The sequence below is a fragment of the Paenibacillus chondroitinus NBRC 15376 genome (assembly GCF_004000765.1).
Lineage (GTDB): Bacteria > Bacillota > Bacilli > Paenibacillales > NBRC-103111 > Paenibacillus_E > Paenibacillus_E chondroitinus.
The window spans coordinates 80,698-105,206 of sequence record NZ_BILW01000021.1 but is presented as its reverse complement, the minus strand read 5'-3'; the positions used below and the strand labels follow the sequence as shown (position 1 = coordinate 105,206).

27 protein-coding genes are annotated in these 24,509 nt (G+C 45.2%); 22 read left to right on the top strand and 5 right to left on the bottom strand.

The features are described from left to right. The first annotated feature begins 50 nt into the window (after positions 1-50). From PCH02S_RS21895 to msrB, 6 genes are all read left to right on the top strand, one after another. Positions 51-896 (top strand): HAD-IIB family hydrolase, encoded by an 846-nt coding sequence (locus PCH02S_RS21895; protein WP_127456081.1) that lies wholly within the window; start codon positions 51-53, stop codon positions 894-896. Positions 897-929: 33 nt separating this feature from the next. Further along, positions 930-1,379 carry a DUF6157 family protein gene (locus tag PCH02S_RS21890; RefSeq protein ID WP_246069199.1) on the top strand — a complete coding sequence of 150 codons (450 nt, stop codon included), beginning with the start codon at positions 930-932 and terminating at the stop codon, positions 1,377-1,379. A 361-nt stretch (positions 1,380-1,740) separates the two neighbouring features. Beyond that, complete coding sequence (locus PCH02S_RS21885; RefSeq protein WP_127456080.1) at positions 1,741-2,496, top strand: DUF2087 domain-containing protein; 756 nt, start codon at positions 1,741-1,743, stop codon at positions 2,494-2,496. Positions 2,497-2,505: 9 nt separating this feature from the next. Next, positions 2,506-2,880, top strand: a complete 375-nt coding sequence (locus tag PCH02S_RS21880) for a GIY-YIG nuclease family protein (protein WP_127456079.1) — start codon at positions 2,506-2,508, stop codon at positions 2,878-2,880. Positions 2,881-3,006: 126 nt separating this feature from the next. Beyond that, on the top strand, positions 3,007-3,939 hold the full coding sequence (locus tag PCH02S_RS21875; RefSeq protein WP_127456078.1) for a manganese-dependent inorganic pyrophosphatase: 933 nt from the start codon (positions 3,007-3,009) through the stop codon (positions 3,937-3,939). Between the two features lie 113 nt (positions 3,940-4,052). Then, positions 4,053-5,033: a peptide-methionine (R)-S-oxide reductase MsrB gene (gene msrB / locus PCH02S_RS21870; protein ID WP_127456077.1), complete on the top strand. Its 981-nt coding sequence runs from the start codon at positions 4,053-4,055 to the stop codon at positions 5,031-5,033. Positions 5,034-5,099: 66 nt separating this feature from the next. Here the strand turns inward: msrB and PCH02S_RS21865 are convergent, their stop codons facing one another. After that, positions 5,100-5,990, bottom strand: a complete 891-nt coding sequence (locus PCH02S_RS21865; RefSeq protein ID WP_127456076.1) for a cation diffusion facilitator family transporter — start codon at positions 5,988-5,990, stop codon at positions 5,100-5,102. A gap of 248 nt (positions 5,991-6,238) precedes the next feature. Here PCH02S_RS21865 and PCH02S_RS21860 point away from each other — a divergent pair, with 248 nt between their 5' ends. The 3 genes from PCH02S_RS21860 (at position 6,239) to PCH02S_RS21850 (ending at position 8,450) form a co-directional block, all read left to right on the top strand. Then, positions 6,239-6,886, top strand: a complete 648-nt coding sequence (locus tag PCH02S_RS21860) for a serine/threonine-protein kinase (RefSeq protein ID WP_127456075.1) — start codon at positions 6,239-6,241, stop codon at positions 6,884-6,886. Between the two features lie 49 nt (positions 6,887-6,935). Then, a complete protein-coding gene (locus tag PCH02S_RS21855) occupies positions 6,936-7,199 on the top strand; it encodes an HPr family phosphocarrier protein (protein ID WP_127456074.1) in 264 nt (87 codons plus the stop codon). Between the two features lie 216 nt (positions 7,200-7,415). Beyond that, the gene (locus PCH02S_RS21850; RefSeq protein ID WP_127456073.1) at positions 7,416-8,450 is read left to right on the top strand and encodes a Gfo/Idh/MocA family protein; all 1,035 of its coding nucleotides are present in this window, start codon (positions 7,416-7,418) and stop codon (positions 8,448-8,450) included. 47 nt (positions 8,451-8,497) lie between these two features. On the opposite strand, the gene PCH02S_RS21845 is transcribed toward PCH02S_RS21850, so the two are convergent. Continuing rightward, a complete protein-coding gene (locus tag PCH02S_RS21845) occupies positions 8,498-9,394 on the bottom strand; it encodes a YitT family protein (RefSeq protein ID WP_127456072.1) in 897 nt (298 codons plus the stop codon). 42 nt (positions 9,395-9,436) lie between these two features. Then, the gene (locus PCH02S_RS21840) at positions 9,437-9,799 is read right to left on the bottom strand and encodes a hypothetical protein (RefSeq protein ID WP_127456071.1); all 363 of its coding nucleotides are present in this window, start codon (positions 9,797-9,799) and stop codon (positions 9,437-9,439) included. A gap of 357 nt (positions 9,800-10,156) precedes the next feature. On the opposite strand from PCH02S_RS21840, the gene PCH02S_RS21835 reads away from it, so the two are divergent. The 4 genes from PCH02S_RS21835 (at position 10,157) to PCH02S_RS21820 (ending at position 14,455) form a co-directional block, all read left to right on the top strand. After that, entirely contained in the window at positions 10,157-12,079 is a 1,923-nt protein-coding gene (locus PCH02S_RS21835; protein ID WP_164819680.1) for a DUF2334 domain-containing protein, read from the top strand. 38 nt (positions 12,080-12,117) lie between these two features. Continuing rightward, complete coding sequence (locus tag PCH02S_RS21830; protein WP_127456069.1) at positions 12,118-12,552, top strand: NUDIX hydrolase; 435 nt, start codon at positions 12,118-12,120, stop codon at positions 12,550-12,552. A 542-nt stretch (positions 12,553-13,094) separates the two neighbouring features. Continuing rightward, positions 13,095-14,150 carry a YheC/YheD family endospore coat-associated protein gene (locus PCH02S_RS21825; RefSeq protein WP_164819679.1) on the top strand — a complete coding sequence of 352 codons (1,056 nt, stop codon included), beginning with the start codon at positions 13,095-13,097 and terminating at the stop codon, positions 14,148-14,150. Between the two features lie 92 nt (positions 14,151-14,242). Next, positions 14,243-14,455 carry a hypothetical protein gene (locus PCH02S_RS21820; RefSeq protein WP_127456067.1) on the top strand — a complete coding sequence of 71 codons (213 nt, stop codon included), beginning with the start codon at positions 14,243-14,245 and terminating at the stop codon, positions 14,453-14,455. A 25-nt stretch (positions 14,456-14,480) separates the two neighbouring features. Here PCH02S_RS21820 and PCH02S_RS21815 read toward each other — a convergent pair whose 3' ends face one another. Beyond that, positions 14,481-14,780 (bottom strand): hypothetical protein, encoded by a 300-nt coding sequence (locus PCH02S_RS21815; protein ID WP_127456066.1) that lies wholly within the window; start codon positions 14,778-14,780, stop codon positions 14,481-14,483. A gap of 107 nt (positions 14,781-14,887) precedes the next feature. Between PCH02S_RS21815 and PCH02S_RS21810 the strand changes: the two genes are divergently transcribed. The 5 genes from PCH02S_RS21810 (at position 14,888) to PCH02S_RS21790 (ending at position 19,615) form a co-directional block, all read left to right on the top strand. Then, positions 14,888-15,196 (top strand): hypothetical protein, encoded by a 309-nt coding sequence (locus PCH02S_RS21810; protein WP_127456065.1) that lies wholly within the window; start codon positions 14,888-14,890, stop codon positions 15,194-15,196. 7 nt (positions 15,197-15,203) lie between these two features. Further along, positions 15,204-15,677 (top strand): hypothetical protein, encoded by a 474-nt coding sequence (locus PCH02S_RS21805; protein ID WP_127456064.1) that lies wholly within the window; start codon positions 15,204-15,206, stop codon positions 15,675-15,677. A 147-nt stretch (positions 15,678-15,824) separates the two neighbouring features. Then, on the top strand, positions 15,825-16,583 hold the full coding sequence (hisA, locus tag PCH02S_RS21800) for a phosphoribosylformimino-5-aminoimidazole carboxamide ribotide isomerase (protein ID WP_127456063.1): 759 nt from the start codon (positions 15,825-15,827) through the stop codon (positions 16,581-16,583). Between the two features lie 76 nt (positions 16,584-16,659). Further along, positions 16,660-18,033, top strand: coding sequence for a PDZ domain-containing protein (locus PCH02S_RS21795; protein ID WP_164819678.1), 1,374 nt, complete (start codon positions 16,660-16,662; stop codon positions 18,031-18,033). 37 nt (positions 18,034-18,070) lie between these two features. Next, positions 18,071-19,615, top strand: a complete 1,545-nt coding sequence (locus PCH02S_RS21790; protein ID WP_127456061.1) for an SAM-dependent methyltransferase — start codon at positions 18,071-18,073, stop codon at positions 19,613-19,615. Between the two features lie 38 nt (positions 19,616-19,653). Here PCH02S_RS21790 and PCH02S_RS21785 read toward each other — a convergent pair whose 3' ends face one another. Then, positions 19,654-20,283: a TerC family protein gene (locus tag PCH02S_RS21785; protein WP_164819677.1), complete on the bottom strand. Its 630-nt coding sequence runs from the start codon at positions 20,281-20,283 to the stop codon at positions 19,654-19,656. Positions 20,284-20,651: 368 nt separating this feature from the next. On the opposite strand from PCH02S_RS21785, the gene PCH02S_RS21780 reads away from it, so the two are divergent. From PCH02S_RS21780 to PCH02S_RS21770, 4 genes are all read left to right on the top strand, one after another. After that, positions 20,652-21,554 carry an S-layer homology domain-containing protein gene (locus PCH02S_RS21780; RefSeq protein WP_246069198.1) on the top strand — a complete coding sequence of 301 codons (903 nt, stop codon included), beginning with the start codon at positions 20,652-20,654 and terminating at the stop codon, positions 21,552-21,554. Between the two features lie 132 nt (positions 21,555-21,686). Continuing rightward, a complete protein-coding gene (locus PCH02S_RS35825; RefSeq protein ID WP_164819675.1) occupies positions 21,687-21,857 on the top strand; it encodes a hypothetical protein in 171 nt (56 codons plus the stop codon). Between the two features lie 361 nt (positions 21,858-22,218). Further along, a complete protein-coding gene (locus tag PCH02S_RS21775) occupies positions 22,219-23,544 on the top strand; it encodes an ABC transporter substrate-binding protein (protein ID WP_127456058.1) in 1,326 nt (441 codons plus the stop codon). Between the two features lie 65 nt (positions 23,545-23,609). Continuing rightward, on the top strand, positions 23,610-24,506 hold the full coding sequence (locus PCH02S_RS21770) for a carbohydrate ABC transporter permease (protein ID WP_246069197.1): 897 nt from the start codon (positions 23,610-23,612) through the stop codon (positions 24,504-24,506). Positions 24,507-24,509 lie beyond the last annotated feature (3 nt).

The window sequence follows — 24,509 nt, the reverse complement described above, 5'->3', positions numbered from 1 at the left end:
ATCAATTCGTAGGGGGAGTGTCAAGTGAATCCATATGAGGAGGTTTTTTGATGAACAAAGGATATTATTTGACGGATTTAGACGGTACTTTGCTTCGCTCAAATGCCGCTTTATCCGATTATACAGTCCGTGTAATCACGGAAGCTTTGGAAGCTGGAACGGTGATCAGCTATGCAACAGCAAGGAGTTATCAAAGCTCATCCGCTGATGTTTCCCAAATTCCTTGGCGTTACCCGCTTGTCCTATACAATGGAGCCTTGCTGTTTGATCCTGTGCATAAACGTGTGTTAGACGGTTACTTTCTTGACCGGGAGCGTACGGAAGCAATTTTAGCAATCGGCAAGTCAAAAGGTTTTGTCCCTCTTTTATTCGCTTTAAACCATGAAGATCAAGAAAAGGTCTTGCATGAAAAACTTGTTAAAACTGGGGATCTGCAGTTTGCTGCGAGTCGACCCAATGATCCTAGATTCAGCGAAGTGAAGGAGCTAAGCTGTCCGCCTCATTTACGAACGCTGATTATCACCTATATTGGTTTGTTAGAGGAGTTGGAGCCGCTTAAAGCGGCGGTTGCTTCAGCGTTTGGTTCAGAAATCCATATTCATATGATGAAAGATAATTATATTGAAAATCATTATTTTCTGGAGTTCAGCCATCCTCAAGCGAACAAGCAGGAAGGACTTCTTTTATGGGCAAAGCACGTTGGCTGTGCGCCCGATAATATCACTGTTTTTGGCGATAATCTCAATGATGTCGGGATGTTTCGTGCTGCTGGCCGCAAAATTGCTGTGGAGAATGCGCATGCTGAGATTCTGCACATGGCCGATAAAGTCGTGTCAAGCAATGATCAGGACGGCGTTGCTGCTTATGTAGAATCCCGGTTGAAAATGGGTGTATAATGGAAAAAATAGGAGGAAGGAGGGAGTTAACCTATGCCTTACAACGATGAACACATGAGTTATTCGAATACGTTCATTCAAGTCGCGACGGATTGTCCCGTTGAGATGGGAGTCGAGCCGCCGATGAAAAAGGAGGGCAAAACAGCTCACCGAATTCAATATGAGCTGTTGTCGCAGAACCCTTACAAATTCACGCAGGGCGAACTCATCTATGCGGTGCATTTGCAGCATAAGCAGATTTCGGATGTGGAGAGGGAGCAACGCGGCGCCGAAATTCGTGAGGCGTTGTTTGCCAAAAATCATCCCTGTCTTCGAGCGTCCATGCTCCCGAAGAAACACGGTTGGGGCGTTCACTACAATGAAGAAGGCAAAATAGCGATATACCCGATGGAATCGGAAGCATACCAGCAGTTTGTTGAAGCGGGGACGCACCAGCCGGACGGGCCTAAGCTTTTGTTTGCAATGCGCAGTTCACGCGGATGAGTGGGAAAATATTTTGAGAGGGTAACCGTCTAGAGGGTTACCCTTTATTATTTTCGAAGATGGTTAGAGAGAACTAAAATAGATGGAAAAACTATCGTTATTTTGGAAATATCTATCGAAGAAAAGGGAATAACGCCGGAAGCTCCAGTTAAATCGTCGTTAGCTAAGCCAACTCTGTTTAGAATAATAACAGGAGTAATCGGAGGTAACGATAAGTCAAATCAACACATTCCACTTGTGACGGCGCTTACAAATAAATGCATTGGGCTGATAGAGTATCATCTCACGCATTGTTGACATATTTATAAACAAAATAATATAATGTCTATGAATTACTAAACAATTTTAGGAAGTGTTTGTTGTGGAAGTGTCTGATCAGTTTTGGCAGGCTTCAATCGACGACTGGAAGCGCGGCTACGTGAAGGAGAATGATTTCTATTGCTGTCTGTTATGCGGCAAGCGGACGGAAGCGGGAATTATTTATCCGGAAAGCGGAGTTTTATACGAAGCAGAACGATATATGAAATGGCATATCCAGCATGCGCATGTTTCGGTATTTCATTATTTAATCGGTCTGGACAAGAAGCTTACCGGGCTGACCGATCATCAGAATAGTTTGTTGAAGCTGTTCTATGAAGGCAAAAACGATAGTGAAGTTCAGCAGGAAATGGGGATTGGCAGCGCCTCGACCATCCGCAATCATCGCTTTGGACTGAAAGAAAAAGAGCGGCAGGCCAAAGTTTTTCTAACGATGATGGAGCTATTGAAAGAAAAGGATCAGCATGCGCCAACTTTTGTAGATATTCATAAAACGGCTACGATGGTGGATGAACGATACAATGTCACACAAGATGAGTATGAGCAGATTGTTAAAAAATATTTCCCGGAAGGTACATCGGGCAAGCTCACTTCCTTCTCACAGCAAGAAAAACACAAGTTTGTTGTTCTTCGTGAGATCGCCAAACGATTCGAACAGGATCGCTTTTATGGAGAAAAGGAAGTTAACGAGCTGTTAAAACCGGTGTTTCACGACTATGTGAAAATCCGCAGGTATCTAATTGAATATGGCTTCCTGGACCGCGAGCCAGATGGCAGCCAATATTGGTTGAAAGGATGATACGAGACCATGACAAAAAAGGAATCAAATCAACGGAGACAAGAATTGCAGCAAATCTATAAAGAAACGAAAAAAGAATCCGGAGTATTTCAAATCCGCAATACGGTGAATGATAAGCGTTGGATCTCGAGCACGAAAAATTTACGCTCCTTGAATGGCAAACGAATGGAGCTTGATATGGGTAAACATATGAATCATGCCCTGCAACAGGAATTAACCGAATTTGGAAGCAGCGCTTTTGAAGTTGAGGTATTGGAAGTGCTTAAAGTAAAGGAAACAGGGTACTTCGATGAGGATGACGCCTTGAGGAAGCTGGAAGACAAATGGCTGGAACAACTGCAGCCTTATGATGATCGCGGCTATCATAAGCGAAAGACTGAATAATTTTTATCATTTTTTCATTCATGAATAAGGTTTTGGTTTAGTAATGGATTTACTGAGATTTTTTAGTATAATCGTAGGTAGAGATTGAAAACTCTTACTACACTTTTACTAATAAGGAGTCTTATCATGTCAAAAACACTTATTTTCGGACATAAAAATCCGGACACTGATTCAATCACTTCAGCAATTGCTTATGCAGCACTGAAAACGAAGCTTGGCCAAGAGGTTGAAGCTGTTCGTCTAGGCAGCGTGAATGGTGAAACACAATTTGCACTCGATACGTTTAAAGTTGCGGCGCCTCGTCAAGTCGATACGGTTGCGAACGAAGCGGCGAATGTAATTTTGGTTGACCACGTTGAGCGTCAGCAAAGCGCTGCGGACATTGATCAAGTGCGTGTAGTGGAAGTTATTGACCATCATCGAATTGCAAATTTTGAAACCAGCCACCCGCTGTACTACCGTGCAGAGCCAGTTGGTTGCACAGCAACAATTTTGAATAAATTGTACAAAGAAAACGGCGTTGCCATCGATAAGGACATCGCAGGTCTGATGCTTTCTGCTATCATTTCTGACTCCTTGCTGTTCAAATCTCCGACTTGCACAGAACAAGACGTTGCCGCAGCTCGTGAGCTTGCAGCAATTGCTGGTGTAGACGCTGAAGAATATGGTCTGCAAATGCTGAAAGCCGGCGCTGATCTGAGCGACAAAACCGTTGCCCAATTGATTTCCCTGGATGCAAAAGAGTTCCAAATGGGCAGCTACAAAGTTGAAATCGCGCAAGTAAACGCGGTGGATGTCAATGATGTGCTTGCGAAGCAAGCCGAAATCGAAGCTGCATTGAACACCATTATTGCTGACAAAAACCTGGATCTGTTCCTGTTCGTCGTGACCGATATTCTTAACAACGATTCCGTAGGTCTTGCCCTTGGCCGCAAAGCTGAAGCTGTTGAAAAAGCATACCATGTAACGCTTGCCGACAACAAAGCGCTTCTGAAAGGCGTAGTTTCGCGTAAATCCCAAATCGTTCCTGTACTTACGGATATTTTCAATAACCTGTAAGCTTGAAACGGCATACCGCAGGCATCGTTCGCGCAAGTGGACGGTGTCTTTTTGGTTATCGCGCAAACTTTTGGTATGATAGAAGTGATTTCAATGAAAGAGGTGGAGAAGAGATGGAAACTAACGTGCAACAAAGTAAATATGACAAGGCAACTTTTGCCGGGGGTTGCTTCTGGTGTATGGTTACGCCGTTCGACCAGCTGCCGGGGATTGTGTCTGTCGTATCTGGTTATATAGGTGGTCATACAAGTAACCCGACATACGAAGAGGTGTGCTCGGAAACAACAGGTCACGCTGAAGCCGTCCAAATTACATTTGATCCCGAACTTTTTTCGTACAATAAATTATTGGAAACCTATTGGCGCCAAATCGACCCTACAGATGCGGGCGGACAGTTCCATGACCGCGGTTCCTCCTATCGTACAGCGATTTTCGCACATACGGATCAGCAGAAGTTGGAAGCGGAAGCCTCCAAGCAAGCCTTGCAGAATAGCGGGCGATTCAACGCTCCGATCGTAACGGAAATCGTGCGCATCGATGCGGATGCTTTCTACCCGGGAGAAGAGTACCACCAGGATTATCATCATAAAAATCCGCTGCGCTACAAAGCATATCGCAAAGGCTCCGGGCGCGATGCGTTTATTGCCAAACATTGGAATACGGCCAAAGATAAAGAAGAGCGCAAGAAAAAGCTTACTCCGCTGCAATATGAAGTGACGCAAAACAGCGCGACAGAACGCCCTTTCGACAATGAATTCTGGGACTCCCATGAAAAGGGATTGTATGTAGACATCGTTTCAGGCGAACCGCTATTTACCTCTATCGATAAATTCGATTCAGGCTGCGGTTGGCCCAGCTTCACGAAGCCAGTATTCGAAGGCAACGTGAAAGAGAAAACCGACACCAGCCATTTCATGGTCAGGACGGAAGTACGCAGCCAGGAAGCAGATTCGCATTTGGGTCACGTGTTTAATGATGGTCCTGGACCAACTAGACTCAGATATTGCATCAATTCAGCTGCACTTCGGTTCGTCCCGCTAGCAGATATGGAAAAAGAAGGATATGGAGCTTATCTTCGTTTCTTTGAAGTTTAATTAAGCAAAAAGACGCCAGTCAGGTTTATGCCTGATTCGCGTCTTTTTGTTTATTTGCTCAGTTCTTTAATCTTCGTACCAGGGATTTAAATGGATGAGAACTTCGTCAACATCGGCGTGCTGGTCCATGATCGATTTTTTGATCACTCGGGTAATATCGTGCCCTTCCTGAACGGTAAGTTCACCAGGGATGGATACTCTAGCATCTACCAGGATGTAGTGGCCATGTTCGCGAGCACGAATACGGTCAATTCGTTTTACTTCAGGCACCGCCTCAATTAGTAAGATGTATTGGTGAAGCTTCTCTTGATCAACTGTTTTTTCCATCAAAATATCAAAGGATTCTTTGCCCATTTCCACGGCTAGTCTTAAAACGAGCAGGGATACGATAATTCCCGCCGCGGCATCACCAAAGGATAACCACGCAATGTTATAGGCTCCTCCGACAAAAGCCAAACCAATACCAACAACGGCAGCGAGCGAAGCGTAGACATCGGCTAAATGATCTTTTGCAGTCGCTATCAGTCCCTTGCTGCTGGTGTTAACGCCAATTCGCATGGTGTACTTATAGAGCACAAACTTCCAAACGGTTGAAATAACAGCAGCTGTAAAAGCGACCCAGCTTGGGGATTGAGGCTCATGAAATAAGGCAATAGTAGAATGATAGCCAATATAAAGTGCGGCAATCAGCAGGATAAATGCGACAAATCCAGAGCCGAGCACCTCAGCTTTGCCATGCCCGTAAGGGTGGTCCTCATCGGCTGGCAGTTTGGATATGCGCATCGCGCTAAGGGCTGCGATTGTAGCGATAATATCGCCGGCATTATGGAGTCCATCGGCTAGTAAAACTTCACTTTGGAACCATAACCCGATAATAATCTTCATGAGCGTTAGAAAGATGTTGCTGATCAGCGAAAGCCATATCGCCAATACGGATGATTTGTTGTCTACAGTCATTAATGATGACCTCCTACAGAAGTGTTTCCCGAAGGAAAAAAAATCCCTTGACCTAGGTAGAGCTCAGGTCAAGGGATTGATTTTTTGATGTATATAGTAATCTAGTAACTATCAATAGGCGCATAATCAACACTTCACTTTACACAAATATCTTTGTATAATACCACACATAGCAGAAATTAACAAACCACGAATCAGAGAGTCTTGGAGAGGCACTAATTTGTGGGGGAAGGAAGTCTGGAGAAACAATGTTAAAGCCATGGTTGCTTGAGATCGAACATCAATTATTGCCACAGTTAGAGATATACAGCAAACAACCCTACGATCCGATTGTAGTCCATTATATTCCGAAGCCGTGGAAATTGCTTGGTTCAGGTAACTATGCGGCGGTCCTTATGCATCCCAATTATTCTGATCATGTTGTTAAAGTATATGCGCCAGGCAGGCCGGGAATTGAAGAAGAAACGGAAGTCTATCGGCGGCTAGGCAAGCATCCTGCTTATTCCGAATGTTTGCATGCAGGAGTCAATTACTTAGTTCTGCGCCGGTTAACTGGCGTTACGCTTTATAAATGTTTGCAGCGTGGACTTCCAATTCCAAGGCAGGTCATAGAGGATATAGATGAAGCACTAGCCTATGCGGTTAAAAGAGGCCTGAATCCACATGATGTACATGGGAAAAATGTGATGATGAAGGATGGCCGAGGTTTAGTCGTAGACGTATCGGATTTCATGAAAGAGGAATATTGTCCGATGTGGGACGATTTGAAAAACGCTTATGACCGATTTTATTATCCGTGGGTTCGTAAAATGCCTATACCCAATTTTGCTTTAAATGTTGTGCGGAGAAGCTATCGGAAATGGAAGAAATTTCGCCGGACTCGTGGTACAATCTAAGTAGAAGAGATGAGATTTCCTAAATTTTAAACATAAGGAAGGCGCGTCTATGAGAGTACATGAATTCGAGTTAGGTGCTGACTTGCAGCGAAGTGATCTTACGGCGATTTCGGCCAAATCTTCCCATTTTATGTCGGACATTACGATTGATTTTGAGTATGATCATTCCATGCATTGTGTCGATGTGAAAAGTTTACTGGGTATGCTGTTAATACCGATCAGAGCGGGGACTACGCTGCGCTTGCTGACCAAGGGCAAAGACGAGGAAGAAGCGATGCACTACATGTTCGATCTGTTTCAATCCTATCGGTAAAATAAAATAGATCCTGAAAAAGACGTCCATTCTAACACTTCCGAATACTTGTTTATTCGATGGTGAGGAAGCGGCGTCTTTTTTCAGAGATGGATGTAAGCGGTTTAACTATAGGACAAGATGTGACGATTTTCCGTCAAGATTGGATAGAGCATGTACCAAACAAAAGGGATAAAATAGGTCTATATAGACGGAATAAAGGAGCGTGGCTGCTAAATGAATAAGCATCAAATTGTCATCGTTGGTTGCGGAGGCATGGCAAATGTTTGGGTTGACTATGTGTTAAAACGTGAGGATTGCTTGATTGTGGCGCTGGTTGATATCAAAAAGGAATTCGCTCAGGCTATGGCGGACCGTCATCAGCTGACTTGTGGCATTTACACGGATCTGGAGCAAGCGATTGAGGAGTCCGGCGCGAATCTGGTGCTGGACATCACCATCCCAGCCAGCCACTTCCAAGTGGCGACGACGGCGCTTCGCCATGGCTGCAACGTCTTCGGCGAGAAGCCGATGGCCGCCACCATGGCGGAGGCACGTGAGCTCGTGCAGCGGGTGGAACAAGCGGGAGCATCGCTCTCCGTCATGCAAAACCGGCGCTATGACGCGAACATCCGCGCCCTGCGCGAGCTGATTCATGCGGGCACGATCGGCCGCGTGGGTTATGTGGGGGCCGATTTCTTCCTCGGCCCGCACTTCGGGGGCTTTCGCGATGCGATGGAAAGCCCGCTTATCCTGGACATGGCGATCCATACATTCGATCAGGCTCGTTTTATTACTGGGGCAGACCCGGTGTCGGTGTACTGCCAGGAATTTAACCCTCCCGGTTCGTGGTACGCCGGGAATGCTTCCGCCATCTGCATCTATGAGATGTCAGATGGCACGGTGTTCTGTTACCGCGGCTCGTGGTGCGCGGAAGGGGCGCCGACCTCCTGGGAGGCGTCATGGCGCGTGACGGGCGAGACCGGCAGTGCGATCTGGGACGGGGCTGGCGCACCGTACGCCGAGGTTGTCGCCGGCGGCGAGCAAGACGGCAAATTCCTTCGCGAGCATACGCGCATTGACGCGGAGGTGAGCTGGCAGGGCCGCAGCGGGCACGCTGGCTGCCTGGATGAGATGTTCGCGGCGCTGGAGCAGGGGCGCCGTGCGGAGACGGACTGCCGCGACAACATCAAAAGCATGGCCATGGTGCTTGGCGCCATCGACAGCGCGAAGAGCGGCCAGAAGGTCGATCTGCGCAGCTACTGGAGATGAGAAAAAGGGTTGAACAGATGAGCATCTGTTCAACCCTTTTCTTGTGTTTAGTGAATGTCTTTCTTTTTGAAGCGGCCGCCTTTGACATCGTGAATGTTGCCAATCGCGAGAAAAGCCTTGGGATCCAGCTCATCGACAATGGATTTTAATTTGGCCTCTTCCAGCCTGGTGATGACACTGAAGATGACTTTCTTGTCATCTCCCGTGAACGCGCCTTCGCCCTTGAGATAGGTAACGCCGCGGCCTAAACGGGAGGTGATGGAGTCACCGATTTTGCTGAACTCATCGCTGATAATCCAAACGGATTTGGATTGATCCAACCCTTCAATGGTGATATCAATCATTTTGAAGGCAATGTAATACGCGATCAGCGAGTACATGGCGTGGTCCCATCCGAAGACAAAACCTGCGCTGCCGAGAATGAAGAAGTTGAAAAACATGACGATTTCACCGACGGAAAACGGCGTTTTTTTGCTGAATAAGATCGCGACAATTTCAGTTCCATCCAGCGAACCGCCGGAACGGATCACAAGTCCGACGCCGATGCCTAGGATAATACCGCCGAAAACTGCGGCTAACAGAGGATCAATCGTGAACGCTTGAACCGGGTGGAGCAGGGTCGTTCCGATGGACATTAAGATAACGGAAAATAGCGTAGACAGGGCAAAGGTTTTACCTATTTGCTTATAGCCTAGCAATAAAAATGGCAGATTTAACAACACCAGAAAAATACCTAACGGGAAGTGGGATAAATGCGACAAAATAATGGAAATACCCACAATTCCGCCATCGATAATATTATTCGGAACCAGAAAAACTTCTAAAGCGACAGATACTAAGGCGGATCCGATGATCATAAACATGACTCTGCGTAAAAATTTGAGGCGGGTCAACTTTTGATGTTGGGAGCTTAATTGTACGGCTCCATTTGGCAGGTTAGACATAATAGATTCCTCTTTTCCTCATTCATTTCCAACATAGCGCTCTTATGAAATAGGAAGTATGAGGCCCGTGTAACCCGAGGTGAATTTAAGGAATGACAGAAGAATTGATTTTAATCTAAGCCAAATTTTCTTGACGAGATAAACAATGAAAATAACAAAAACGGTAATTTCATATTGTGTATAAACATCATACGGCCATTGGAGCTTATCAAAGCGCGTATAGATTGTTTTCTTGGCAGGAACATGCTCCTGAATCGAAAGAACTTGCGAGGTATTGGCGAGTACAAGTATTTCTGTATCTGACGAAAAATGATGGGAAATCGGCGGAGTTAATGGGAAAATAAATAAACCGAGAATGATCCAGACCAATATTTTCCACTGATGTTGTCGTGTAAATCGATGCAAGAGTCATCCCCTCCTTGTGCTAAATACAACTAAATTTGTTTGAATTGTAGCATTTCATTTTATCTGAGTCAAACCGCTGTAAGGTTGAATTATGATTTTCAATTCATACAGGGAGTGATAAAATTGGGTGGAGGACAAAAACCGACATAGTTATGGAGCGAAGTGTCCGATTTACATATTTTGTAAGCGTATACATATTGTTGGGATTAAATTTTAATCTGAATTAACGCATGAGTCGCCTTCATTCATCATTTTTTTTGGAGGAATTAAAGATGAGCATAACCAATTCATATTCAAATAAGATCATATCCGCAGCCAACTTGCATCAGAGTTTCAGCTTCCATGGGGGGAATTTGTTTGATAAAAAGATTACTACATAAGAATTCTTGGTTGCGGTATGGGATTGCGGGCTTAGTGTCCTGCGGTTTATTTCTCGGCTTATATCACATGATGACTGTCGAAGGGGCCGATAACAATCCGCGGTTCATGATGCTCCGATTGGAAGACATTGGCCCCGGCGGGTACTATAGCTCTCTTGAAGGTTTAGGTAAGTTAAGGGCGGTCCTCCACTATTTGGATGAGAAACACGTGCAGTTCGGCATGGCCGTCATTCCGCGCTGGATCAATATTACAGATGACGGAACTCGCTACGATAAATCGATCGATCAACTGGACGATACCTATATTCAAGCCTTTGATAAGGTTATCAAAGAGGCTTCGGAGCATCGAGGTACAATCGGCATGCACGGTTACACGCATCAGGCAGGGGAAGTGCGCCGCGGTGATGGCCAGCACGCTTCCGGCGTCGGCAACGAGTTTAATGTCAGCGATTTGCCGGAGACGACGACGGCGTCGTTCGCGGAGAGTCGGGTTAAAGAAGGGTGGGGGCGCTTTCGCAATGCCGGTATGACGCCTCATTTCTGGGAAGCACCGCATTATCATACAGCACCCGAGCAGGATAAGGTGTTTCGCTCCTATTTTGGACTCCTGTATCAACCGGATGTCCATATTGACCCCAACCCGCCAGTCGCGAGATATGAAAATATGGTGAATAAAGGCTTTGGAAATGCATCGCTTGGCAGTGTATATGTACCGACGACGCTTTCCTACATTCCTATCGGTAAAGACGAGAAATTTATATTGAACCAATTAGGGGTTGCAGAACGCATTTATTCTTTTTTTTATCATCCCTTTTTGGAATTCAATTATTTGGAACCTGAGCTCGATGAGTTTGGCACTCCCGTTGTCCGCGATGGCATTCCAGCTTACCAATATACCGGTGAGAATAAAAGCGTACTTCAAAAATTGATCGCACAAATTCAGCAAAAGGGATATCCATTTTATTCGATCCACGATTATGTTCCTTTTACACCGGGAGAGAGGCTGAAGGTCGGCGGCACGAAAACAGCTTTGACGGAGATCGGGAATGTCAGCGGCAGCGGTCAGATGGACATCGTTGCGTGGGATAAGAAATCGGCAGCCATGTCCGTTATCCAAGGGCAATACAAAGAGCTGCGCAATGACCGTCAGCCGGCATCGCACACATGGGCGTCGATACCGTATGCTGATGGCGCGGCATTTACTTTGAACAGCAGAATCGATAGTAAGAAGCAGGGCCTTTGGATCGTGCGTCCGAACGGTAAGCTAGAAGCCTACGCGTCAACGGGAGATTCATTCAAGCGAAGCCAGACGTGGTCCATTCCGGCAAATCGCTGGTACGATTTATATGAACTGAAACAACCGAATGGAGATTGTATCCTAGCTGGGCAATCACAGGATCGAAGCAAACTTCTCGGCTTATATTTGCACGGGAACGAAATTAAAAGTATTAAACCGTATACGTTCAGATCGAGCGCAGCTCGAGATTTAATCGTGCGGAATTTAGCTGGCAAGGATCAGCAAAAGCTGATGTTATTTAAAGAAAATACATCACAAGGTGTGGAATTTGCGCTGGATCAGGCTAGTATGCAGTGGAGACTGGATAAAGTTGAGCTGGACATTCCAGATGAGCTAGGCAGTATTCGTTTCGGCGATTTTAATGGAGATGGGAGAGAAGATATTCTTCGATGGGATCCAAGAAATTTAACCAATCGCGTGTATCAACAAACGGAGGATCATACGTATAAGCTGCTTTCCATTTTTGGACCTTGGGGCAAAACAAACGGTCGCCTGTCTGTCGCTGATTTCGATGGAAACGGGAAAGATGATATCGCGATGTATGGAAATGAAGACGGGTTTTTGGATGTAGCTTTATCGTTTCAGACCGATCATGTAAAATAAAATAGGTTCATTCGGAAAGAAAAACTTGGAGGATCACCATGCGAACACCTATTTTATATGGATCGGTACACATTTTATTTTATCGAAATGATGAGGTTTTATTGTTAAAACGGCAAAATACCGGGTTTCAAGATGGCAATTGGAGCGTAGTGGCCGGCAGGATGGATGGTAACGAGGAGGTCGTTGCTGCGGCGATCCGGGAAGCAAAGGAAGAAGCAGGCGTCGATATCGAGCCTGATCAGCTTGAAATTATCGGCATGATGCATCGCAAAAACACAACGTCCGAATGGGTCGATTTCTTCTTGAAAGCGCACGACTGGAAAGGCGAGATCATGAATATGGAGCCGGAGAAATGCGAGCAATTGACATGGTTTCCATTGCGCGAGCTTCCAAGCCAAATGGTCAGCTATATTCGCGTGGCGATCGAGCATAAACAAGATGGGCTTTGGTTTGAAAGTATAGGTTGGAAATGAAAGGAGCCGGCGCGCCGGCTTTTTTTGTTTGTTCTTAAGTATAATAATGGAATTTCTAAGTAACAGCAGTATTTCCAGTTGACGGTTGTGTGATTGGCAAAGGGCGAACGATGATGGGGATCAGGGGACAGGGAGGTGTATAAGGTGGCAAAGGGTCTCCGGGGAGTGAACTTGAGGACCTACGTTGCATTTTCTACAGCGTAGTAGCATGAATTGACTGTGAGTACGATGCTTTGTTGCACAAAATACAACCATTTCTCTCGAAAAGCTGAGATCCAAACAGTTTAGTGGTTTAATCGTTGTATAAAATACAATATAGAGGTGATCTGAGGCACAATTACAGCTATATGATTGCACAAAATACAACATAGAACGCTGTTGCAGCGTTTTCCTCTCCCTCTCAGCCCCAGAAGCCAAGTATATGCAGACGTGAACATCCGGTTTAGCATGTGAAAAAAGGTACATGAATGCCGTTCTTTTGGACCAGAAGGGGAGCAAGTGCATACAGTGTTATTGATGGCTTTTTGGGTGGAGGTGTTCATATGCGCAATGTAGTGGGCATTCTTTTGGATCGAAAAACGTACTTAGGAATACAGAGCAAACAGACCGGATATGAACAAATTGATTTGTATAACCAAGCGGCGGAAAAACTGGGTATAACGCTTTTTTATATTTGCTTGCAGGAAACGAGCGCTGAGTCAGCCCTTGGTTTATGTTTTGAAAACAAAAGCTACCGCCTACTTCGTCTTCCAATCCCCAAAGTCATCCATAATCGAGCTATTTCGCTTTCCCCATATATGCTTAAGAAATTGAACCATCTTGCTGCATCAAGTCAGGTCTTCAATCGTCAAAATCGGTATGATAAACTCCGTATTCACAAGTTGCTGCATACGAAGGAGTCGCTTCGGGCGCATCTCCCGGCGACTTTGTCGTATTCTCGCACGCATCTGCTTGAGGCTATGGAGCAGTTTCCCGATTTTTTCGTCAAACCGACAAACAGTTCCGTTGGCAAAGGGATTATTAAGCTTTCAAAGCAGGAAAATGATAAGTGGGAATTGTTTTGGAGCAATAACCAGCCCAAGAAGTTGACCCGTGACCAAGCGCTGGCTTATATCAAAACCAAGGTTGGAAAGCAAACCTATCTCATACAAGAAGCCATTTCTTTAGCAACGCACCAAGGCAGGCCCTACGATTTAAGAGTTTCTGTGCAGCGCGGTGCAAAGGGCAAGTGGCAGGTAAACGGGATTGCAGGAAAAGTTGCCGCCCATGGCAGACAGGTTACCAATTTGGGCAAAGGCGGAGAAGCTTGGCGATGCGAACTTTTATTTCATCGGAGCGGGTTTCAGCCTGAACGGATGAAAGAAGCCGTTGAGCAGGTATCCCTGAGAGTAGCTGAAGTATTGGGCAAACGTTTACCGAATATGGCGGATTTAGGTTTGGATATGGGAGTCGACAAGACAGGGCACATCTGGTTTATCGAGGCCAACGGGAGGGACCAAAGGTACGAATTCAAGCAGTTAAAAATGGAGGATTCGTTCTATCAGACTTATGAGACACCGCTTGTGTATGCCAAGTACCTACTTAATAAACGGGGATAATCACCCATCTAGAAATGGAGAATTCATTTAGTACACTAGCAATGAAAAGTGAATAAATTACTATTATAGCGCTGTAAAGGTGGAGTTTGATAGTGAAAAATAGGGTGTTAGTCATTAAAATGAATTTATTACCCTGGTACAATGAGCTTAGTGATGAATTGGAAATTAACCATCCGGCCTTTCCTATCCCGGTAAAAACAAAAATTTTATTGTTCGGTGAGTATTCAATTGTAGCTATTAATCGAGTTGAAACCAGATTACGACAGATAAGCCAACAATCAGATGAAAAAACCTCCAAACCGTGACTTGGGTAATGGAGGTTTTCTTTTTTTATAAGTGAAATCTTTCTATTTGTTCCCATTGGTGTTCAAGCTCTAAAATTTTCTTTTGGATGGGCCCAAATAAGTCGTAATGCGGATATGAGGGACTGTGGTGAATGTATTGCGGATTGAGACCATGGGACAAGCACCAGTTGGTTAATCGTTCCAAATCCGAACAGCCGACTTTGGTTACGGTACTTATGCCAGCAAAACGATCATCAAGCCAATAGTGGGTTAAAAAGGCGATTTCACCGCGGCTGACAGCGTCTTTCCATCGATAAAGCTCATCTCTTTTTATGCCAAATGCCATGTCAAACTCCATCCTACTGTTAATTTTCAATGTTAAGGCTTAGAATATATAAAAGTGTGTTATAATTATACAATACATCAATGGTTCATGGAAAAGGGGCACAAAAATTGAATGTTCATTTGAATTTTACGAACAAAGGTAAGCTGGTCATCGAGAATTTTAACAACGAGGAACTAATCGAAATTTTTAGTCGATATATGAATACATTGACGAAGAAATATGCCGTAGATGTTAACGTTCCGGAAGAGGCCAATCAAAACATTGTCCAGGATGGTTCATTCAAGGTTGTTCTTAGCAATGTACAATGCGATGTTGACACTTTTTTCAAAGAGCTTGGTCGTGATATCAAAATTCCTTTGAAAAAAAGATCTGAAGGCAAATTGGAGAACGTATTTAAAATTCAAGTGATGGAGTAATTGACGCATGCTCAGTTTAGAAGAAAAATTAGCGATTGTGGAATCATTTCCCGAGTTACATCGTAAGGATGTTTCTCTGGGACGCATTAATTTTCATTATGAAGAAAGCAGCTATGATAAGAAAATTGTTGTCTACCACTTGCACCCGAACGGCAACGGATTTGTTTATGCGGAATATGTGAAGGGGTATGCAACGGATAACAAAGGGTTAATCAATATTCGTGATTTTAGCGCGGAAGAGCTTCGTGACATTATTCGAAAGTCCATCCAGTCATTAACGAGCGCTGCTGCGATTCAAGATCAACCGGAGTCGGACTCATCGCAGGAAGAGCTGTGGACGGATGAAGAAGGCCATGCTTTGGCTGTTACTTTTGAAGAAGATCTATGGTACGTCTATGCCGGGAGTAATCTGGACTGCGCTTTTGAAACCTACGAAGAAGTTGAGGAATACATGGCGGAAGAAGGATTCATCAAGCAATAAGATCATATTACGAGCCAGGCCGTCCCGAACGCTATGGGAAGGTCTTTTCTATTTTGTGATCCCATCAAAGGTTCTTTGTTGATAGAATGTGCTATAATAAATGGAAAATCAAGCTAGCTATAATTGCGGATAGTGGGGGTAAAGTCATTGGAATTTCGGCCATGCATCGATCTACATAGCGGGAAAGTGAAACAAATTGTTGGTGAAACGTTAGGCACAGAAGGAAAAGCTATTATTGAAAATTTTGTATCTTCATTTGACTCCAAGTATTATGCGGCAATGTTCAAAAAGGATCAATTAGTTGGCGGGCACGTCATTATGCTCGGAGATGGGAATCAAGATGAAGCCGTAAGTGCGCTTCAGGAATATCCAGGCGGTTTACAAATCGGTGGCGGCATTCACGCTGAGAATGCCATGTATTATTTGGATCGCGGTGCATCCCACGTCATTGTGACGTCGTACATTTTCCGGGACGGACAACTTAATCAGGAAAATCTGGATAGAATAGTAGATAAAGTTGGAAAGAAACGCTTAGTCATTGATTTGAGCTGCAAAGAGAAGGATGGCAAGTGGTTCGTTGCGACCAATCAATGGAAACAATTAAGTGATTTTGAGCTGAATGAAGAGAATATTCGGTTCCTGGAGCAATACTGCGATGAGTTTCTTATTCATGCCGTCGATGTAGAAGGCAAACAAAGCGGTATTCAACAAAGTCTGGTCCGCACGCTTGCGGAATGGGTTACGATTCCGACAACGTATGCCGGCGGAGCGAGATCGTTCGAGGACATCGAGTTATTTAAACAATTATCCGCCGGGAAGCTGGATATTACGATTGGCAGTGCCCTGGATATTTTCGGTGGAAACCTTTCGTATGACCAAGTTGTCGCCTACATGAAAGAGCAATGAAGTTGAGTTGAAAAAAGTAGCGAACTCTCCATACGAGAGCGTCAGCTACTTTTTTACATAGGAAAGGATGCATAGGATGGCTCTTTGGAAAAAGTTATACTATTCGGCTATGGTTCTGACGCTGCTATTAGTTGTTCTGGGGGAGTTGATTTGGCTCCCGGACCCGCTGCGGCTCAGCTCTACAATCTACTGGATTGATATGATTGATGAACTTATCTATGTCCTCATCCTCATTCCACTGCTTTGGATCACGGGTTCACTCGTCCACTTAAGGTCGCACAGACAGGCAGGGATGTGGGTGAGAGCTGCGTCCATCATCGTGGCAGGCCTGGCCTGTATCATCATCTTATTGACGGTACCAAAGAAGTTAGAGTATTCGGCAGGGGCATTTATTTTGACCTGGTTGCTAGTTTTTGTGGATTTATTCGTTCATGAACGCAAAGGGCGCAAGCTGCCTATAAAAAGTATAAGTCTTTTTGCTGCAACGGTAGGTTTGATGTTAGTGATGTTTTGGCCGACTAAGTATTTAGTGACGTATCCTGGCCTGACGCTAAATATGAACCGATATGCACATACCAGTGAAAGTAATGTTCATGGAGACATCTCAGGGGTGCTGGTGTTTGAACGTCCCGCATTTCCGATCGATTGGATATATGCGAAGCTCTTCGCGAAGTATTCATTTGAAGTCGAAAATTTAGGGATGACGTTAGGCGAATACAATCAAGAAGTAAGGCTCATGAAGGCCGATGCGAATGCCGCGGGAAGTGCGGTTGCTTTTCAAAAGGTCGGAAAAGGGAAGGGAATCACATCCGACGGTGTTCGTATCACAGCCATTCTCAAAGATAGCCCGGCGAGCGCCCAGATTCAGTTAGGGGATGTGATCCAACAGGTGAATGGACAGGCTGTCACCACAGTCCAAGAACTCACTGAGCGTATGAAATCAGTCAAGCCCAATGATCAAGTGGCCCTCATGGTGCTGCGCGGCGGCAAGCAAGTCAGTTTACAGGCTAAGACACGCGCGAATCCGGATGATCCGAGTCGTGCTGCCTTCGGCATACAAGTTGAGAACGAGGTGCAGTATGATGTGCCAATCCTTGTGAGTTATCATGATTATTTATTGCATGAAGGCGGACCTTCCCATGGTGCTATGCTGGCGTTAACGTTGATTGATCAACTTACTCCTTGCGGTGTAACCTACGGGAATCATGTTGCGGGCACGGGAACCATGGAACCGGACGGCACCATCGGTCCTGTAGGCGGACTGGAACAGAAGGCCTACACCATTAGCAGAACGAATGCCGACGTTTTTTTTGTCCCGGCCGCGAATGAGGCGGAAGCGAAGAAAGGGGCGCAGAGCCTGCAGATCGTGCCCGTGCGCACGTTAGATGATATTCTGAAGTGGTTGAAAGATCACCCGAAACAAGCGGCGGGCCAGCTTTCCTGTCCTTAGTCTTTCACCAACATTTATGAAAAGTAGGTTCAATTATATGGTAACGAACGATCAAAAAATGTATCGGTTCAGTGAATCTCCCATCTGGGAGCTGCAGCGAGCCTATTATGAAGAGATGGGCATAAGCGCATGGCAAAATAACGAAGTCCCTGAGTACATCACAAGTAATCCGGTGATAGCTACCTCCTATGCGGAGATTATATTTGGTTTTCTGCAAGATCGAGCACAGCTAGGGTCTCTATCTGAGTCTGTTACGATCGTTGAGCTTGGTGCAGGCTCCGGTCGGCTCGCCTTTCATGTACTGAAGGAATTGTGCGCCATGAGGGATTATGCGGGAATGGCTCTGCCTGCATTTCGTTATGTTATGACGGATTTGGCGCTCAAGAATTTGGCTTACTGGCAGCAGCACCCAAGTTTGCAGCCTTTTGTGGCGCAGGGGGTTCTGGATTTTGCTCAGTTCGATGCCGTGCAAGATGCCGAGCTGAACTTGACGGAAAGCGGCATCAGTGTCCGAAACGGAGATTTGCAGCAACCGCTGCTGGTGATTGCGAATTATTTTTTCGATAGCATCCCGCAGGAGCTGCTCTATGTGGATGATAAGCGCGTCTATGATTGTAGGGTATCGCTGCATTTCAACGATGAGGTCACTGGTGGCAGTGCAGCTGATATGCTGGAAAGCGCAACGGTCGAGTATGAATATCGGCTTGCTGAGGAATACGAGCAACAATCGTATGCGTACAGCAGCGTTATTGCGCAATACACCCAAAAATTGGAAGATTCTCACATCCTATTTCCGGTAATTGGTTTGCAATGTCTTGACCGGTTGAATCAACTTTCGAGGGAAGGATTCGTTCTGCTTACTGCTGACAAGGGAGACCACCGGCTGGAAAGCTGGGAGTACTGTGAGCCGCCGCAGCTGATCCATCACGGCAGTTTCTCGTTAACAGCGAACTATCATGCCCTGAACGAAGTTTGGGAGCAAAAAGGGGCTCTGTGTCTGTTTACACAGCATCCTTATCATCACCTGAACATTGGTTGTATGTTGATGCTCACTCAGCCAGCCGGGTATGGAAACACTCGTTTAGCCTATCGACGATTTATCGAGCGGTATGGGCCGGACGATTTTATCACGGTGAAAGAATGGCTCGATGGTTATTTGGAACAGCTGGAAGTGCCTCAATGTCTTGCCTTTTGGCGATTATGCGGGTATGATGCTCAGTTTTTCCTGCAATTTGTAGGACGACTGACAGAGCTGCTGCCGATGTGTGAGGAAGGCATATACTCTGACATACGTCTTGGCATTTACCAGATGTGGGAAGGATACTACCCGATGAAGGAGCGGCATGAAATGGCTTTGGAGTGCGCAGCGCTTTTGTATCAGATGGAGATGTATCAAGATGCCAGTGTCTTTTTCGAGAAAACGGAAGAAGCTTACCATCAGAATCCGGATGTCCTCTATGATATGGCGATCTGCTATTATGAGGTCGGGGATGTCGAAGCAGCTAGGCGTTACGCAGAGCTTACACGGAATTTTGCCCCGGAGCACGAAGGTGCTTTGGCACTATTGGAGCTAAAAGACTAGCTAGCTGTAACTGAGTCGTCCAATCGAAGGGATGGCGATCACATCGGGTAAGATCGGCTTCTTAAGAAATTATACCAACCCACCGCGCAAATCACGCACATCGTGATGATGCCCACCAAATCGAACCATTCCTCTTGAAGCAGCAGCAGGATACCTGGTTCTTTTTTTATTTGCAGAACAGCTAGTTGCGCCAGTAAGCCGGCTATGACGATTTCGAGCCAGGGCATCTTGAAAAAAAACATTTCCATTTTGGAGGAGAAAAAGAACAGAAGCAATAAAGCCGGGAGTACGCCTGTTGCAATAAAAGCGACATTATCCGAAAGTCTGGCCGATAGCAGAATACTGTCGATGCTCATGACTAGATCCAAAGAAGCTACGCTGCTGAAAATCCATAATAATGAGAAATGTTTTCTCATTTGATTCTTGGGCAGAACCATTCGAATCGCAAAAAATAACATGATAGCGGCTGTAGCCAAGTTGATATAAGGAATTCGATACGAGGATTGGACACAAGCGATGAAGATGATGCGCAGCAAGCATAAGAGTCCAAGTAGGTACAATTTGAATTTACTTCTCAGGCTATATCGGTTAAGGGAATTTTGAATCATAATGGCGTTATCGACGTTGGTAAATAAATTGTATATGAAAATGATAAACCAATTCTGCATCCTTGGTCTTCCTTTCCAGGACATCGGCCTGTCCTTAGAAACTAAGATCATTATATGATTGAGATTCCAAAATAAACCAAATACTATTGGAGAACATTAATGGAAATAAAAAATCTTGCACGGATAACAGATAAACTTACTGAGTTTGACATTCCTTATGCGCTAGGCGGAAGCGGTTTATAGAAGAAATCATAATAGAGCTTGCAAGAAACGAGATGATGGATGAGTCGATCAAAGCGGACTTGCGTCAGCTGCTTGGCTGAACGATGAGTTTTCATGGGAAATTTTGCAACATTTTTCGAACGGCTTACGTTAAGAGGGTAACTACAGATCGAGTCATCACAAAAATGGTAAAGGAGAGAATGAGGATGAAAAAATTAGCAGCCATCACATTAACGACCTTGTTGATCAGCTCATTGACCGTTAGTTCGGCATTTGCCTTTTCTGATCTGGAAGAAGGTCAATCCGATGCTGTTATGGCGTTGAAAGACCGCGGGATTGTAAGCGGAATTGACAGCGAGCACTATGTGCCAAAAGGGAAAATCAGCTATGCGCAAAGCGTGCAAATGATTGTAAAAGGCTTGAATTTGAATATGGATACGATACGTTTCATCAAGCAGCCATTGGCGTCGGACACATACACGAATGTTCCAAATGATGCTTGGTATGCAGACGCCTTCATCATTGCTCATTATAACGGACTGGACATTCCCAAGGATGTGAATCCGAACGCAACCATTTCACGTGAGCAATTCGGGGATTTATTAGTCCGCGCTCTTGAAACGAAAGGCAATTTCCCGCTTGTTAAAATGTTTATTGTGATCAAGGATGAGGATCAAATTAACATCAATTACCAGGGCACTCTGCAAAGATTGCTATTGTACAAAATCACACAGCTGGATAGTGAAGGCAGGTTCAATCCGAAAGCTGAGCTTACACGTGGCGAAGCAGCCAGCTGGGTTTATCAGGCGATTCAATTTGTAGAATCGCATGCGCAGAACCAGGCTCCGGTTGAAGAGGTCTCGGTGAAAGTTGAGAAGGTGAATGACGAAGTCAATAAAGTGACATTGTCCAAAGAAATGCCGAGTCCCGGATATGGCCTTGCTATACAGGCGATCGAGTTCCAAACAGATGGGCAGGCTGTCATTCGGTACACGATTCAGCAGCCAAAGCCAGGCATGATGTATCCGCAAGTGATTACAGAAGCAAAGGCGGAAACGTTTGTATCTTCCAAATATAATGCGATCGCTAAACCAGCGGTCTCGCCATAAGTAGTGGCATGCTGCCGCCTTGAATGAGGTGGCGGCTTTTTTTGTGCTTCTGCATCACTGTCATTTGGACATGTCCGATGCCAAGTCTCTCTCATAGAATATAGCATCCTATTTTCATAGGAGGTGAGAGAGATGAAAGTAAACTACTACACGTTAACTTTGGGCTTAATCGGTGCAGCCAAATTGATTTTGGACGCATATGGTATGGACCTTATTAAAGATGCGGATATGAACGCGATTGCCAATGGTGTTGCTGCGTTGCTATCTGTCGTTGGTATTTATACAAACCATCAGAAATCCTAATTAATTTCCAGAAGGGATGGATGTGGGCGAGGAGGCTTCGAGCGATAGCTCGGGGCTTTTTTGCGTTTTGTGGCGAGGAGTAGCTTTATCTGAAAATATGTCCAAAGGTTCTTGAATATCGTCATGGTAACGTTTTCTTGAAATGATTATAGTTAAGTTGCGAGTAAGAAATGGAAGAGGGGGTTCGACAAAGAAAAAGCGATATAAGGGTCCATTGGTGTGGGCACGCCTTATTATCGCTCGTCGGTAGTGAGACTGAATTTTTGGCGAAATTCAATCATCACTACAATTTTGACACAAGAGGGTCCTGAGATGCAACTACTATAATCTGTGTTTAAATTGAAGGGAGCTTGGAAACAGGATGAAAATGAACAACTTTAAAGTGATCGGTTTAACATGCATTTCTTTTGCCATGGTTTTGTCGGGATGCTCGACCACGAAAACAGCTGAACCAGCTGCGGCGACAACAGCACCAGCTGCTTCAACAGCAGCAGCGACTAAAGCGCCAGAACCGGCAAAAAGCGGTGAGAAAATTACGATCAACTTCTGGAACCCTTTCTCTGGTAATGACGGTCCATTTATGAAGAAAATTGTGGACAATTATAATAAATCGCAAGACAAATACAACGTAAAAATGACGATTCAACCAAACGGCGACTACTACAAGCTGCTGGATACGGCGATTGCGACGAAAAAAGGGGTTCCTGATGTGGCCATTATGCATCTTGACCAAACGCCTACGTATATTGCCAAAGATTTGCTGCAGCCGTTAGATGAAGTGGCTAAGTCCGCAGGTGTGGATAAGGGCAACTTCCCGGCAGCAACGGTGGACTATTCGACCAAAGATGGCAAATGGTACAGCATTCCGCTTGATATTCACCCATTAGTGATGTACTACAATAAAGATTTATTCGCTGCGGCAGGTATCACGGCTCCTCCAACGAATCGTCAAGAATTTGTTGATGCAGCGAAAAAGCTGACAGATCCGTCCAAAGGAATTTGGGGAGCGGCGATGCCAACGTTCTGGATTCAGAACTTCTTATTCCCGACGGTCTTATTCCAAAATGGCGGCAGCTTCCTGGATGAGAAAGGAAATATTGCCTACAATTCACCGGCAGGCGTTGAGGCCGTTACCTTCATGAGAAGTTTAACCACGATGAAAGTTTCCCCGCCAACGGTGGCGGCGGACGGCGATTTCAACTTGTTCCAACAAGGGAAAAGCGCCATGCATTTCAACGGCCCATGGGCGAAAGACGCTTTCGATAAAGCGAAAGTGAACTATGGCGTTGCGGAGGTGCCGCAATTAGGTACAGTGAAAAAAGCTGTTTTCGCCGGATCGCACAACTTTGTCATTCCTAAATCAACGACGGATGCAGCGGTGCTGGCTGGTGTCGGCGATTTCTTGAAATATGTCTCGAATAATTCCATCGATTGGGCCGAGTCCGGCCAGGCTGTTGCATCCAAAGTCGTTCGCGACAGCGCAGCGTTTAAGGCGATGACACAACAACAAACAGAAGTTGCCAAAGAATTTGATTATGTGCAATTTGCACCTAAAGTTTTGAACTGGGGTCCAATCTCCGACAGTATCTGGAGCGAACTGGCGAATGCGCTGCAAGGGAAAAAGGATCCTAAAGCCGCCCTTGACGATGCAGCTGCGAAATCTACGATTGCGATGAACAAAAAATAATACCGAGCGAAGGCAGGCGGGTACACGTTACCCGTCTGCCATTTTAAAAAAAGGAGGGGAAGCCCTTGCCTACAACATCCTCTTGGAAATCAAAGCTGACATCCAGCTTATTCATACTTCCGTATTTTGTGGCCTTTATGGCGTTCACGCTTATTCCGATTATTTATGGTTTTGTGATTAGTCTAAAACAATATAACCTGCTCGATCCCGTACATCCTTTTGTTGGATTGGACAACTACAAGAGCATTTTCACAGAGGGTACGCAAGAAAATGATCTTTTTTTTATCGGCATGAAAGCGACTTTGAAATTTGTTATCTTTTCTGTTCCATTCTTAGTCCTCGTGGGCTTAGGCTTTGCCTTATTGTTAAACGCGCTTCCCGCCAAACTGCGCTCCTTCTTCCGCTCGATTTACTTCATACCGTATGCGGTTTCGGCGACCGTAATGGCGGTCATTTGGAAAAGGATGTTCGATGTTACGGGAGGATTCATCAATTTGCTTTTGGCTAAGATGGGAATCCATGAATTTGACCCGATTCCTTGGCTGCTGGATAAACCGTTTGTGTGGATTGCGTTGGTCGTGGCTACGCTCTGGTGGACGATTGGTTTTAATATGATTATCTTTGTCAATGCGCTTAATGGCGTTCCAGAAGATCTGTATGAAGCTGCCAGAATAGATGGGGCAAATGGTTGGGAAAGACTGAGAAACATCACGCTGCCATCGATCCGGCCTGTGATCATTTTTGTGCTGATTACTTCTACGATTGCTTCTTATAATATTTTTGCCCAGCCCAATCTCATGAGCAATGCCGGAGACGAGACCAAGGTGCTGCTGATGGGCATCTTACAAACAGCTTATACAGCCCGGGAAATTGGCTCGGCATCGGCGATGGCCATTTTGATGGGATTAACGATTATGATCGTATCGGTCATTCAATTTAAAGTCACGAACAGAAAGGAGTAGAGG